This is a genomic window from Actinoplanes sp. NPDC049599 (assembly GCF_044465625.1).
Lineage (GTDB): Bacteria > Actinomycetota > Actinomycetes > Mycobacteriales > Micromonosporaceae > Actinoplanes.
Map to the genome: position 1 here is coordinate 107,350 of NZ_JBITLX010000029.1, position 12,318 is coordinate 119,667.

The 12,318-nt window shown below is 71.4% G+C and carries 9 protein-coding genes; 2 read left to right on the forward strand and 7 right to left on the reverse strand.

Translation table 11 applies throughout. From position 1 onward, the window contains the following. Positions 1-1,102 precede the first annotated feature (1,102 nt). Positions 1,103-1,999 (reverse strand): lipoyl synthase, encoded by an 897-nt coding sequence (gene lipA, locus ACIBQZ_RS35445; RefSeq protein WP_396093225.1) that lies wholly within the window; start codon positions 1,997-1,999, stop codon positions 1,103-1,105. A gap of 380 nt (positions 2,000-2,379) precedes the next feature. Between lipA and aspS the strand changes: the two genes are divergently transcribed. Then, positions 2,380-3,690: an aspartate--tRNA(Asn) ligase gene (gene aspS / locus ACIBQZ_RS35450; RefSeq protein ID WP_396093226.1), complete on the forward strand. Its 1,311-nt coding sequence runs from the start codon at positions 2,380-2,382 to the stop codon at positions 3,688-3,690. A 214-nt stretch (positions 3,691-3,904) separates the two neighbouring features. Here aspS and ACIBQZ_RS35455 read toward each other — a convergent pair whose 3' ends face one another. The 6 genes from ACIBQZ_RS35455 to lpdA form a co-directional block, all read right to left on the reverse strand. After that, positions 3,905-4,069, reverse strand: a complete 165-nt coding sequence (locus tag ACIBQZ_RS35455; protein ID WP_396093227.1) for a peptide ABC transporter substrate-binding protein — start codon at positions 4,067-4,069, stop codon at positions 3,905-3,907. Continuing rightward, entirely contained in the window at positions 4,066-4,695 is a 630-nt protein-coding gene (gene lipB, locus ACIBQZ_RS35460; RefSeq protein WP_396093228.1) for a lipoyl(octanoyl) transferase LipB, read from the reverse strand. The genes ACIBQZ_RS35455 and lipB overlap by 4 nt, the downstream gene beginning before the upstream one ends. 9 nt (positions 4,696-4,704) lie before the next feature. Beyond that, positions 4,705-6,567 (reverse strand): DUF2079 domain-containing protein, encoded by a 1,863-nt coding sequence (locus ACIBQZ_RS35465; protein ID WP_396093229.1) that lies wholly within the window; start codon positions 6,565-6,567, stop codon positions 4,705-4,707. Between the two features lie 26 nt (positions 6,568-6,593). Then, positions 6,594-7,517 carry a TIGR01777 family oxidoreductase gene (locus tag ACIBQZ_RS35470; protein WP_396093230.1) on the reverse strand — a complete coding sequence of 308 codons (924 nt, stop codon included), beginning with the start codon at positions 7,515-7,517 and terminating at the stop codon, positions 6,594-6,596. A gap of 80 nt (positions 7,518-7,597) precedes the next feature. After that, positions 7,598-9,460, reverse strand: coding sequence for a 2-oxoglutarate dehydrogenase, E2 component, dihydrolipoamide succinyltransferase (sucB, locus tag ACIBQZ_RS35475; protein ID WP_396093231.1), 1,863 nt, complete (start codon positions 9,458-9,460; stop codon positions 7,598-7,600). Positions 9,461-9,498: 38 nt separating this feature from the next. Next, positions 9,499-10,884 carry a dihydrolipoyl dehydrogenase gene (gene lpdA / locus ACIBQZ_RS35480; RefSeq protein ID WP_396093232.1) on the reverse strand — a complete coding sequence of 462 codons (1,386 nt, stop codon included), beginning with the start codon at positions 10,882-10,884 and terminating at the stop codon, positions 9,499-9,501. A 162-nt stretch (positions 10,885-11,046) separates the two neighbouring features. Here lpdA and ACIBQZ_RS35485 point away from each other — a divergent pair, with 162 nt between their 5' ends. After that, on the forward strand, positions 11,047-11,370 hold the full coding sequence (locus ACIBQZ_RS35485; protein WP_396093233.1) for a hypothetical protein: 324 nt from the start codon (positions 11,047-11,049) through the stop codon (positions 11,368-11,370). Positions 11,371-12,318 lie beyond the last annotated feature (948 nt).

The following is a 12,318-nucleotide window of genomic DNA, read 5'->3' on the forward strand; positions in this document are numbered from 1 at the left end:
GGTCCTGCGCTTCACGCAGCATGTGGCGGGTGGTTCCGTCTGGCTGGCGGTCCGGTCCTGCGCTTCACGCAGCACGTGGACTTCGGTTCCCGTCGTCTGGCCGCCGGATTGCGGTTCGAGGACGAGGTTCTGCCCGGAGTGGGCGAGCATCTCTCGGAGCATGCCGAATACCTCTATGAGCAGGAACGGAAGCCATACTCTGCCGGCTGGGAATTGCGCGTCGGCATCGTTGCAGGACGGCGCTTCGAATGGCTCACGCGGCTGGCAGTCGGCCTTGCTCGGCACTGCCCGCCGGCATCAGGGAATAGCCGGAGACCTTGGTAACGGATGGCTGTTCTGACGGCCATCCGTTACCAAGATCCATCGGCAAGCCCAAGTCACGCCCGGGTGCCGGGCAAGGCAGACGGGGGCCGCGGAGGCCGGGCGAGGGGCGACGAGGGGTAGGGACGACGCACGGTGACCGGGCAAGGTCACAAGGTCCGCATGGCTTTGCGTGGCGGGAGCCCCGCTAGCTAGCAGTTGGCTGCGCAGGCCTTCGCGTGGCGGCCAGCAAGTGGTCGGGCAACCAGGGCTCGCGCGTGGTGGGCCAGGTTGGCGGTTGGCTGAGCTGGGCTTCGTGCGTGGAGGTCAGCAAGCGGTCGGGCAACCAGGGCTCGCGCGTGGTGTGCCAGGCTGGCGGATGGCTGAGCTGGGCTTCGCGCGTGGAGGCCCGCCATTCGCTGGGCGAGCTGGGCTTCGCGCGTGGCGGCCAGCCATTCGCCGGGCGAGCAGGGCTTCGCGCGTGGCGGCCAGGCTGGCGGTTGGCTGAGCAGGGTGTCGCGCGGGGCGGGCCATGCAAACGGTCGGGTGAGCAAAGCTTCGCGCATACAGGCCGGCACCTGGTGGGGTAAGCAGGTAGCAACGGAGGCCGGGCCGGGCGCAAGGTGGGCAGGACTACGTGGAAGCCGGGCCAAGCGCAAGGTCGGCTGGGACAACCTGGAGGCCGGGCCGGGCGCGAGGTCGTCAGGGATGACGCGGAGGCCGGGCCAGGTGCAGGGTCGGCCGAGAGCATGCCAGGCCGACCGACCGATCACCAGCGGAGCGAAACACCCCGTGCAGGACCTCAGCCCCGAGCGGCAAGCGCCTGCTTGTACAACCGCCCGGCCCGGTAAGACGACCGCACCAGAGGCCCGCTCATCACCCCGGCGAATCCGATTTCCTCGGCTTCGGCGTTCAGTTCGATGAATTCTTCCGGCTTCACCCAGCGTTCCACCGGGTGGTGGCGGGGGGTCGGGCGCAGGTACTGGGTGATGGTGATCAGTTCGCAGCCGGCTGCGTGCAGGTCCCTCAGGGCCTGGGAGACCTCGCTTCTTTCTTCGCCCATGCCCAGGATCAGGTTGCTCTTGGTGACCAGGCCGGCGGCTCGGGCTTGGGTGATCACGTCGAGGGAGCGGTCGTAGCGGAAGCCGGGGCGGATGCGCTTGAAGATGCGGGGGACCGTTTCCACGTTGTGGGCCAGCACCTCGGGGGCTGCTCCGAAGACTTCCGCCAGCTGCTCGGGGTCGGCGTTGAAGTCGGGGATCAGCAGCTCGACGCCGCAGCCGGGCTGGAGCTTGTGGATCTGGCGGACTGTTTCCGCGTACAGCCAGGCGCCGCCGTCGGGGAGGTCGTCGCGGGCCACGCCGGTGACCGTGGCGTATTTCAGGCCCATGGTGGCTACCGATTCGCCTACCCGGCGGGGCTCGTCGGCGTCGAACTCGGCCGGCTTGCCCGTGTCGATCTGGCAGAAGTCGCAGCGGCGGGTGCACTGGTCGCCGCCGATCAGGAAGGTGGCCTCGCGGTCTTCCCAGCATTCGTAGATGTTGGGGCAGCCGGCTTCCTGGCAGACCGTGTGCAGGCCTTCCTTTTGCACGAGGCCACGCATGTGTGTGTACTCGGGGCCCATCTTGGCTTTGACTTTGATCCAGGGCGGCTTGCGCTCGATGGGAGTTTCGGCGTTGCGCGCCTCGATGCGCAGCATGCGGCGGCCCTCGGGAGCAATAGTCACAAGGCTGAGGTTACGCCGAAGACAAGATCAACCGTTGCAGGGGCGGCGAGGCTCACATCGTTGATTCTGTGAGGGCCCTCACGCCGGTCGGGGAAACCCGGTTTGCCGGTCGGCCGGGCGCTGTTAACGTGCCGTGCACGGCGCTGACGGAACCGAGTAACGCCCCGATCCCACCGGCCGAGAGAGCCACCGCCAGCTGTGATGGTGGCCCGGTGCGGGGCGCGAAGACACTCCTGAGCCGGGTACGACAAGAGGCGCCCGAGGCTGGGCGCGAAGGTGTGGTGGCACCGCGAGGATCCCGCTCGCCCACACCTCCCTGGGGCCGCGTTGCAGTCACCGAGGAGGTCAAAGCCGTGCAACGCATCCTCTCCACCGAACTGGCCCGGCACACCGGGGCCACCGTCACGGTCGCCGGCTGGGTTCATCGCCGCCGGTTGCTCAAGGCCGTCGCCTTCCTGATCGTGCGGGACGCCGCCGGGCTCACCCAGGTGGTGGTCACCGAGCCCGAGGTCCGCGCCCAGCTCGAGGGGCTGGGCGAGGAGTCCGTGGTCGAGCTGACCGGCACGGTCACCGCGAACCCGGCCGCGCCTGCCGGAGTTGAGCTGACTGCTCCCGTTCTGCGAATTTTGAACGCTGTGGACGTACCGCTGGCTTTTGACCTGCATCGGCCCGCGCTGAGCGCGAGCCTGCCCACTCAGCTTGACCATGCCGCCCTTTCCTTGCGGCACCCGAGCCGGGCGGGGGCGTTGCGGGTCGCGGCGGCCGCGGCCGCGGGGTTCCGGTACGCGTTGGAGCAGCGGCGCTTCGTCGAGATCCACACGCCGAAGATCGTGGCGTCGGCCAGTGAGTCTTCAGTCCGGTCAGGGGTGGTGGCGGGGCGGTCGGACGGGGGGTCCGGCGCCAACGTGTTCGCGCTCGACTACTTCGGCCGGCCCGCGTTCCTGGCCCAGTCGCCGCAGTTCTACAAGCAGCTGATGGTCGGGGTGTTCGAACGGGTCTACGAGGTCGGGCCGGTGTTCCGCGCCGAGCCGCACGACACCGCGCGGCACCTCGCGCAGTACACATCGCTGGACGCCGAGCTGGGTTTCATCGCCGACCATCGGGACGTGATGGCCCTGCTCACCGAGGTGGTGGCCGGGATGACCGCCACCGTGGCCGAGCGCACCGGCGTCGCCGTGCCGGCGGTGCCGGCCGAGATCCCGGCGTTGCACTTCGCGGAGGCGCTGCGGATCGCCGGGGCGCCGGCCGACGAGCCCGACCTCGCCCCGGCGCACGAGCGGGCGCTGGGGGAGTGGGCGCTGCGGGAGCACGGGTCGGAGTTTGTCTTCGTCACCGGCTACCCGATGCGCAAGCGGCCGTTCTACACCCATCCGCAGCCGTCGGACCCGGTCTGGTCCAACAGCTTCGACCTGCTGTTCCGCGGGCTCGAGCTGGTCACCGGCGGCCAGCGGCTGCACCGCTACGCGGACTACGAGGCCGCCCTGGCCACGCGCGGCGAGCCGGTCGCGCCCTATCGGGGCTACCTCGACGGTTTCCGGTACGGGATGCCGCCGCACGGTGGCTTCGCGATCGGGCTGGAGCGGTTCGTGGCGCGGCTGACCGGGGCGGCGAACGTCCGCGAGGTCACCGCGTTCCCGCGTGACCTGCACCGCGTTACGCCCTGACGCCCCGTGGCCGGGCTCGGGGGGCGCGGCCTGCACTGGGTCACGCCCTGAAGCCCGCGGCTGGAGCCGGCGGCGCGCCCTAAAGCCCGCGGCCGGGGCCGGCGGCGCGCCCTGACGCCCGTGGCCCGGAGCCGCGGCGGGCCCTGACGCCCGTGGCCGGAGCCCCGGCGGCGTGTCCCGCTCCGGGGCGCGCCGCCGGCTCCGACAGCGGGGGTCAGAGGATGACGGCGAGGGTCATGCCGACCACGATGATCAGCGGGACGATCGTTGTGCAGATCAGGATCCACCAGGCGATCGGGTGGCCGAAGTTCAGCACGACCCCGCCACTTTTCTTCGGCACGAAGACCCGCTTGTCGCGTGGGTCGCGGTAGAGGTTCACAGCAGCGTCGGCAGGTGGCGGTCGACGACCGGGAGCAGGTCGTCGACCGTCACCCGGCGGCCCAGCTCCGCGGTCAGCGACGTCACGCCCGCGTCGCGGATGCCGCACGGCACGAACCGGTCGAAGTTGGTGAGGTCGCAGTCGCCGTTGATGGCGAAGCCGTGCTGGGTGACCCCGCGGGCCACCCGGATGCCGATCGCCGCGATCTTGCGGTCGGGGCCGCGGTCGTCGGCGCGGACCCAGGCGCCGCTGCGGCCCTCGACGCGGTCGGTGCGGACGCCGAACTCGGCGCACACGTCGATCAGCAGCTGCTCGACGCGGCGCACGTAGGCGACCACGTCGATCGGGTCGCCCAGCTTGACGATCGGGTAGCCGACCAGCTGGCCCGGGCCGTGCCAGGTGATTTTGCCGCCGCGGTCGACGTCGACCACCGGGGTGCCGTCCAGCGGGCGGTCGGCCGGCTCGGTGCGCTTGCCCGCGGTGAAGACGCTGGGGTGCTCGAGCAGCAGGATCGTGTCCGGCTGGGTGCCTGCCACCACGGCGTCGTGCAGCCGGCGCTGGGACTCCCAGGCCTCGCGGTAGTCGACCAGGCCCGGGCGCAGGACCTGGAGCGTAGAAGTCGTCACGAGCCCAGCCTAGCCCGCGGCCACCGGGTCGATCCCGGGGCGGATGCGCCACAACAGGACCCCGCCGACCCGTTCCGGCTCGCCGAACAGGTCGATCGCGGTCATCTCCACCGCGGCCCGGAAGACCGGGCCCTGCGAGCCGGTCACCAGCTCGGGCAGGAAGATCGCCTCGACCTTCCAGTACGCCAGGTCGGCCCGGGCCTGGTCGCGGTCGAAGTCGTCGATCGGGGGGACCTCGCCGTACAGGGCGGCGCGGAGGAATTTCCAGTCGGTGTGGCGGGGGGTGGCGCCGATCTGGCCGACGCCCTCCGGGCCGCCCGGGCCGAGGAAGTAGCCGTCCGGGATGCGGAACTGCTCGCCGCCGCGGGCCATCGTGTACGCCTGCCAGCGCTGCCCGTCCGCGGTGTCGGTGGTGGCGAACGGCAACGCGGTCAGCACCCCGCCGTCGGAGACGTACTGCCGCCAGAGGCCGTCGGCGATGAACGCGGGCTCGGGCGCCCGGTCGCCGGTCAGCACCGGCAGCGGGAACAGCGGCACCAGCGCGATCGCGAAGCCGGCCGCCCACGCGGTGTGCGTGCGCGCCGACGGCATCGGCTCGGCGAGCAGCCGGTCGGCGGTCAGTGCCAGCAGGATGCCGATGACGCAGGCCACCACCAGCGCGAACCGGCCGGGCAGCGCGGAGTCGAAGAGCGGCAGGTGCATCAGCGCCGCGTACGGCAGCTTGATGGCCGTGGTGTCCTTGAAGAACTTGAGCTGCGGGCCCAGCGAGAGCACCAGGAAGACGGCGCCCACCGCGTACAGCGCGATGAGGGTCTCGAACCGGCCGGGCCGCGCGTGCCGGCGCAGCGTCACCAGGCAGACGCCGACCAGCGCCATCAGCGGCACGCCGAAGAACGACGTCTCCTCGGTCGGGTTCGGCGCCAGGTCGCTGCCGAAGCCCAGCCAGCCGGCCACCGAGCGGGTCGGATATTCCAGGTACGCGCCGACGTCCTCGGCGTAGTGCGCCTGGTTGAAGCCGGTGCCGCTGAACGTCTGCGGCCCGGCGAAGTGCAGGTAGAGCGGGTACGCCAGCAGCGCCCCGGCGACCACGGCCGTCACGCCCAGCCCGGCCAGCACGGTGGGCAGCGCGGCCCGGGCGGCGGGCCGGCAGTGCGGCAGCAGCGACCGGGTGCCGAGGAAGACCGCGCTGGCGAGCGCGGTGAAGAACAGGCCCTCGGCGGCGATGGAGAAGCCGACCGCGACCACGACGCCCAGGATCAGGCCGTGCCGCAGCCAGCGCCGGGGCTCGGGCAGCTTGAGCACCCACCACAGCACCAGCGGCGCGACCCAGCCGGCGGTCCAGTTCAGGTGGCCGTTGGCGTGCGAGATGAAGCCGGGCGCGAAGCCGCAGAACAGGCCGCCCAGGGCCGCGGCGGCCGTCCGGCGGATCAGGTAGCGGCGCAGGAAGAGATACCAGCCGAACGCCGAGCCGGCCAGGTTCAGGGTCAGGATCGTCGCGAAGCTGACCTGCGGGCCGGCCAGGATCGTCAGCGGCGCGAACAGCACGATGTAGACGGTGATCGAGGTGTTGGCGGCCAGGTTGACCCCGACCGGGGCGTTCATCAGGTCGGTGAAGAACGGGTCGCCGCCGTGCCCCAGCAGATAGACCCCGTAGCCCAGCAGCCACTCGAAGAACGCCTGGTCACCGGCGTTCTTGGCGATCACGTGACCGGCCGGGTCCTGCCACAGCCCATTGATCACGTAGCCGGCCAGGGTCAGCGCGACGGCCGCCACGAGCAGGTGCGGACGCCACGACAGAAGGCCGCCGCCGCGGGTCGTGGACTCGACCGGCGGATCGGCGGACTCGGCGGGGGCTGCGGCGACGACGGACACCACGCGCAGGCTATCAAGCCGGGGCGCTACGGGCGGCCCGCCGTACTCGATTCTTGATCCACCGCGGCCCGCAGCGCCGCCTCCAGGGTCGGCTGGGTGAAGGTGAAGCCGGCCCGCTGCAGCACGCCGGGCAGCACCCGCTGGCTGCGCAGCGCCTCGTGGGCGAACTCGCCCAGCGCGACCTGCAGGGCGATGCCGGGGACCTGGAGCACCGCGGGCCGGTGCAGGATCCGGCCCAGCACCTGGGTGAAGGTGGCGTTGGTGGCCGGCTCCGGGCCGACCAGGTTGACCGGGCCGGCCAGGTCGTCGCGCTCCAGCAGGAAGTCCACGGCGCCGAGCCAGTCGGCCAGGCCGATCCACGGCACCCACTGCTTGCCGCCGCCGAGCTTGGCGCCGGCGCCCATCTTGAAGATCAGCATCTGCGGCTTGAGCAGGCCGCCGTTCTCGTCCAGCGGCAGGCCGGTGCGCAGCAGCGCGACCCGGGTGCCGGCGTCCTCGGCGGGACGGGCGGCCGCCTCCCAGACCCGGCACACGTCGGCCAGGAAGCCGGTGCCGGCCGGGGCGTCCTCGGTGACCGGGGTGTCGCCGGTGTCGCCGTACCAGCCGACCGCGGAGGACTGGAGCAGCACGCGGGGGCGGTCGGCGGCCGGCAGGTTCTTGATCGCGTGGGCGATGGTGCCGGCGGTGTCCACCCGGCTGCTGCGGATCAGGCTCTTGTACCGGGCGTTCCAGCGCTTGTCGCCGACCCCGGCGCCGGCCAGGTTGATCACCACGTCCGCGCCCGCCACCAGGCCCTGGTCGAGCTGCCCGGCCGACGGCCGCCAGGTGGCCTCGTCCGGGGCCTGCGCCGGGTGCCGGACCAGCCGGGTGAGATCGTGGCCGGCGGCGCGCAGCCGTTCGGCGAGCCGGGTGCCGAGGAAACCGGACGCGCCGGCCAGGAGAATCCGCATATCTCCATCCTTCCCGAAGATGAACCCGTTCAAAACAAAGAAGGGGCGCCGAAGCGCCCCTTCTCGCGTTTTCTGCCGGATCAGGAGGTCAGGCCGAGGTCTCCCTCGAACTGGCCGGCCTCCAGGCGCTCCTTCATCGTCACCAGGAAGCGGGCGGCGTCCGCGCCGTCCACGATCCGGTGGTCGTAGCTGAGCGCCAGGTAGATCATCGAACGCGGCACGATCAGCTCGCCCAGGTTCGGGTCGTCGACGACCACGGCGCGCTTGACGACCGCGCCGGTGCCGAGGATGCCGACCTGCGGCTGGTTGATGATCGGCGTGTCGAAGAGCGCACCGCGGCTGCCCGTGTTGGTCAGCGTGAAGGTGCCGCCGGAGATCTCGTCCGGGCTGATCTTGTTGTTCCGGGTGCGCTCGGCCACGTCGGCGATCCGCTTGGCCAGGCCGGCCAGGTTGAGGTCGCCGGCGTCGCGGATGACCGGGACGATCAGGCCGCGCGGGGTGTCCACCGCGATGCCCAGGTGCTCGCCGTCGTGGTAGGTGACCGTGCCGGCCTCCTGGTCGATGGACGAGTTGACCACCGGGTGCTGCCGGAGCGCCTCGACCGCGGCCAGCGCCAGGAACGGCAGGAAGGTGAGCTTCGCGCCGTTCTTGACCAGGAAGTCGGCCTTGGCCTTGTTGCGCAGGTTGGCGACCTTGGTGAGGTCGACTTCGACCACCGTGGTGAGCTGCGCCGAGGTCTGCAGCGACTCGACCATGCGGCGGGCGATGGTCGCGCGCATCCGGGTCAGCTTCTCGGTGCGGCCGCGCAGCGGGCTCGGCGCCGGCTTCGCGGCAGCGGGGGCGGCCGCCGGGGCGGCCGCCGGCGTGGCCTCCGGAGCGGCGGGCTTGGCCGCGGCTGCGGCCGCCTTGTCGGCCGCCTCGATGACGTCCTGCTTGCGGATCCGGCCGCCGACGCCGGTGCCGGTGATCGACGCCAGGTCGACACCCTTCTCGGCGGCGAGCTTGCGGACCAGCGGGGTCACGTAACCGGCGTCGCCGGCGCCGTTGGCCCGGACCGTCTCGGCGGCCGGGGCGCTGGACTGGGCGGGCGCGGCCGGCGCGGCCGGTGCGGGCCGGCCGGTCTCCGGCTCCGGGCCGGGCTTCGACTCGACCAGCGGCGCCGACTGCTGCTGCGGCGCGGGCTTCGGGGCCTCGGCCTTGGGCTCCTCGGCCTTGGGCTCCTCGGCCTTGGGCTCCTCGGCCTTGGGCTCCTCGGCCTTCGGGGCCTCGGCCTGCTGCGGAGCCGGGGCGGCGGGCGCCGGGCTCGCGGCGGGCGCGTCGCCCGGGGTGCCGATGATGGCCAGCTCGGCGCCGACGTCGGCGGTCTCGTCCTCGGGGACCTTGATCTCCAGGACCGTGCCGGCGACCGGCGAGGGGATCTCCGTGTCGACCTTGTCGGTGGAGACCTCGAGCAGCGGCTCGTCGACCTCGATGGTGTCGCCGACCTGCTTGAGCCAGCGGGTGACGGTGCCCTCGGTGACGCTCTCGCCCAGGGCGGGCATCTTCACGGCCGTGCCCTCGGAGCTGCCGGCGGGCGCGGCGGCCTGCGGGGCAGGCGCCTCTTCCTCGATCGGCTTCTCGGTGGAGGGGGTGTCGAGTGCGGCGGGCTCAGGCTCGGCCTCTTCCTCGGCGGCCGGGGCCGGGGCAGCCGAGCCCGCGTCCTCGCCGTCGCCCGCGATGACCGCCAGCTCGCTGCCGACGTCGGCGGTCTCGTCCTCGCCGACGACGATGCGCTGGAGCACCCCGGCGGCCGGCGACGGGATCTCCGTGTCGACCTTGTCGGTGGAGACCTCGAGCAGCGGCTCGTCGGCCTCGACCCGCTCGCCCTCCTGCTTGAGCCAGCGCGTGACGGTGCCCTCGGTGACGCTCTCACCGAGCCGCGGCATGGTGACCGATACCGGCATCTCTCAGAACTCCTTAACCGCTTTGTGGAACGGGGCCTTTAGCTGTGCGCGTGCAGGGGCTTGCCGGCCAGGGCGAGGAACGCCTCGCCGAGCGCCTCGTTCTGCGTCGGGTGAGCGTGCACGAGCTGGGCGACCTCTTCCGGGAAAGCTTCCCAGTTGTAGATCAGCTGCGCCTCCCCGACGAGCTCGCCCATCCGGGCGCCGACCATGTGCACGCCGACGACCGGGCCGTCGTTGACCCGGACCAGCTTCACGAAGCCCTGCGTCTTGAGGATCTGGCTCTTGCCGTTGCCGCCGAGGTTGTAGCTGTACGTCGAGATCTTGTCGGCGCCGTACCGCTCCTTGGCCTTGGCCTCGGTCAGGCCGACCGAGGCGACCTCGGGGTCGGAGTAGGTGACCCGCGGGATGCCGTTCTCGTCGATGACGGCGGGGTTCCGGCCGGCGATCTCCTCGGCGACGAAGATGCCCTGCTGGAAGCCGCGGTGCGCCAGCTGCAGGCCGGGCACGATGTCACCGACCGCGTAGATGTTCCCGACGCCGGTGTGCAGGCGCTCGTTGGTGATCACGAAGCCCCGGTCGAGCGTGACGCCCTGCTGCTCGTACCCCAGGTCCTTGGTGGTCGGGCCGCGGCCGACCGCGACCAGCAGGATCTCGGCCTCCACCGTCTCGCCGCCGGCCAGGTACGCCTTCACGCCGTTCTCGGTGTGCTCGACCTTCTCGAACGGCTTGCCGACCTTGAAGTTGATCTTCCGTTTGCGGAACGCCCGCTCGACGGCCTTGCTGACCTCCTCGTCCTCGGCGGCGACCAGCCGGGGCAGCGCCTCCAGGATGGTCACCTCGGCGCCGAAGGACTTCCACACGCTGGCGAACTCGACGCCGATGACGCCGCCGCCGAGCACGATCGCGGAGTTGGGCACCCGGTCGAGCTTGAGGGCGTGCTCGCTGGCCAGCACCCGCTTGCCGTCGATCTCCAGGCCGGGCAGCGACCGGGAGTAGGAGCCGGTGGCCAGGATGACGTTGCGGCCGGTGTACTTCTTGCCGTCCACCTCGACGGTGTCCTGGGCGACCAGCTTGCCGGCGCCCTGGACCAGGGTGATGTTCGGCTGCTTCATGAGGCCCTGCAGGCCCTTGTAGAGGCGGCCGACGACGCCGTCCTTGTACGCGTTCACGCCCGCCATGTCGATGCCGACCAGGTCGGCCTTGATGCCGAACTGCTCGCTCTCGCGGGTCTGGTCGGCCAGCTCGGCCGCGTGCAGCAGCGCCTTGGTCGGGATGCAGCCGCGGTGCAGGCAGGTGCCGCCCAGCTCGGCCTTGTCGATCAATGCGACCGACAGGTTCAGCTCGGCCGCGCGCAGGGCCGCGGCATAACCGCCGCTGCCGGCGCCGAGAATCACGATGTCGTAGGTTCCGCCGGGCTGGCTCAACGTCTACTCCCACTCGCGTCGTTGCCACATGGGTCACATGGTGGAAACGGTCACAGCTGTCCTGGCCATCTTGTCACTTGCCGCACGGATCGATGTAGTCAGGTGCCCGAGAACACGGGCCGAGGACGTACCCTGACCGCAGTCGAACGTGAGGAGGGCGGCGTGGCTTGGTTCCGGCGGCGCAGAGAGCCGACCCGTGGGGGCGGCCGGCCGGCCGATCGCGCCGATCTCGAGCACCTCGCGGAGTTCGTCCGGTCCCGGCGCGGCGTCGAGGGTTTCATCGAGCCGAAGACCACGGTGACCGAGACCACGGTGCTGCTCGTGGCGCACGACGGCGAGTGGACCCGGCGGCGCATCGACTCGCCGGAGAGCGCCCGCCGCTTCGCCCACCAGCTGGCGATGCCGATCTACGACATCCGGCTGATGGGCTACCCGCAGCGGATGCGCGACTACAACGAGCGGCAGAAGCGCCGCCCGGCCTCCTGAAGGGCCGTCGCGCGGGATCAAAAGCCATTTCCGGTACGGGCGCGGCGGTCGACAACCGCAACACCGTCGCCCCGCCGCGGAGGCCGACCCGCGGGCCGGTCCCGGAAGTGCCGCCGGCGCCGGGCTGATCCGATAATCACCCTTCACTCCCGCCACGGGGTGAGGTGTCGATGGCCGCTCGGATTTTGCCATTTCTGGATCCTTTGCCGGTTGCGCCCCCGGCGTGGACTCGGCCCGGCGCGCTGATCCGGCTCGCCGAGCGCTTCCCGGCCGGCTTCGAGGTGATCCCGTCCCGGCAGGTGCGCCGGGTGCTCGACATCTCCGATCGCGCCCCCGGCGTCGACTCAGCCCGTCCGGTCGCGCCCGCGGCGTGGACTCGGCCCGACCGGTTGCGCCCCCGGCGTGGGCTCAGCCCGACCGGCGTGGCGACCTTCGTGCGAGATATCGGGGCTTGGCCAAGTCGCAAGATCTGCTCCGACGATCGGGCTGACCTGCGAAGCGGCGACGTCAGCTCCGAGCCATCCAGGGACAAGACGCCACAGCGACCCGGCGGTGCGCAGATCTTGTAGCAGCGCGGTTAGCTGCGCTTCAAGGTCTACGAGCTGGGGGGATCTTGTAGCGGCACGGTTGGCTCCGCGCCGCTGCGCTACAAGGTCCGGGGCAAGAGGGTTCACGGTGCCGTAGCGCGTCAGCCAGGCCTGGGGGTGTCCGCGATTGCGCTCGGGCTAGTGGATCTTGTGACGGTCGGGTTGGGTCCCGCCCTATTCTGTCCCGCCCCGCTGCGCGACAAGGTCTGCGAGCTGGGGGCGTCGGGGTGGTGGCCAGGTGAGCGGATCTTGTGGCGGTGGGGTTAGCTGAGTCTTTTGCATGGCTGTTGTGATGATCGATCGCCATCCCCCGGACGGGCGACACGCTTCTGCCGCGCCGAAACGGCCGCGCCAAGCATTG